Annotated in this window: 1 rRNA gene; it reads left to right on the forward strand. The window is 54.4% G+C overall.

Annotated features, from left to right (window positions below):
* Positions 1–1374, forward strand: a 23S ribosomal RNA gene (locus CAY35_RS09410); the annotation flags it as partial.
* Positions 1375–1383 lie beyond the last annotated feature (9 nt).

Raw genomic sequence — 1383 nt, forward strand, 5'->3', positions numbered from 1 at the left:
TGGTGGGTGATCCGGTGATCCTGTACTGCCAAGAAAAACATCGACGTGAGGTTCTAGCTGCCCGTACCCGAAACCGACACAGGTGATCTGGTAGAGAATACCAAGGCGAACGAGAGAATCATGGTTAAGGAACTCGGCAAAATGCCCCCGTAACTTCGGAAGAAGGGGGGCCTGCCCCGTGACCCCCACGTGCTGGGGTGAGCGGGTGTGGGCCGCAGAGACCAGAGGGAAGCGACTGTTTACTAAAAACATAGGTCCGTGCGAAGTCGCAAGACGATGTATACGGACTGACTCCTGCCCGGTGCTGGAAGGTTAAGAGGACCTGTTAGAACATTCGTGTTCGAAGCGGAGAATTTAAGCCCCAGTAAACGGCGGTGGTAACTATAACCATCCTAAGGTAGCGAAATTCCTTGTCGGGTAAGTTCCGACCTGCACGAATGGAGCAACGACTTCCCTGCTGTCTCAACCATGAACTCGGCGAAATTGCAGTACGAGTAAAGATGCTCGTTACGCGCAGAAGGACGGAAAGACCCCGTGACCTTTACTATAGTTTGGTATTGGTGTTCGGTGCGGTTTGTGTAGGATAGGTGGGAGACTGCGAAGCAACCACGCCAGTGGTTGTGGAGTCATTGTTGAAATACCACTCTGATCGTATCGGATGTCTAACCTCGGCCCGTGATCCGGGTCAGGGACAGTGCCTGATGGGTAGTTTAACTGGGGCGGTTGCCTCCTAAATGGTAACGGAGGCGCCCAAAGGTTCCCTCAGCCTGGTTGGCAATCAGGTGTCGAGTGTAAGTGCACAAGGGAGCTTGACTGCGAGACTGACAGGTCGAGCAGGGACGAAAGTCGGGACTAGTGATCCGGCAGTGGCTTGTGGAAGCGCTGTCGCTCAACGGATAAAAGGTACCTCGGGGATAACAGGCTGATCTTGCCCAAGAGTCCATATCGACGGCATGGTTTGGCACCTCGATGTCGGCTCGTCGCATCCTGGGGCTGGAGTCGGTCCCAAGGGTTGGGCTGTTCGCCCATTAAAGCGGCACGCGAGCTGGGTTTAGAACGTCGTGAGACAGTTCGGTCCCTATCCTCTGCGCGCGTAGGAAATGTGAGAAGGGCTGTCCCTAGTACGAGAGGACCGGGACGGACGAACCTCTGGTATGTCAGTTGTACCGCCAGGTGCACCGCTGATTAGCTACGTTCGGGAAGGATAACCGCTGAAAGCATCTAAGCGGGAAGCCTGCTTCAAGATAACATTTCCATCCAACATTGTTTGGGAGAGGCCCCCAGCTAGACCACTGGGTTGATAGGCAGGAAGTGTACGCACGGACCAAAGACGTGTTCAGCTGACCTGTACTAATAGGCCGATCACTTACACACCAACCATTA

Source organism: Pseudoglutamicibacter cumminsii (genome assembly GCF_003143995.1).
GTDB classification, from domain to species: domain Bacteria; phylum Actinomycetota; class Actinomycetes; order Actinomycetales; family Micrococcaceae; genus Pseudoglutamicibacter; species Pseudoglutamicibacter cumminsii_B.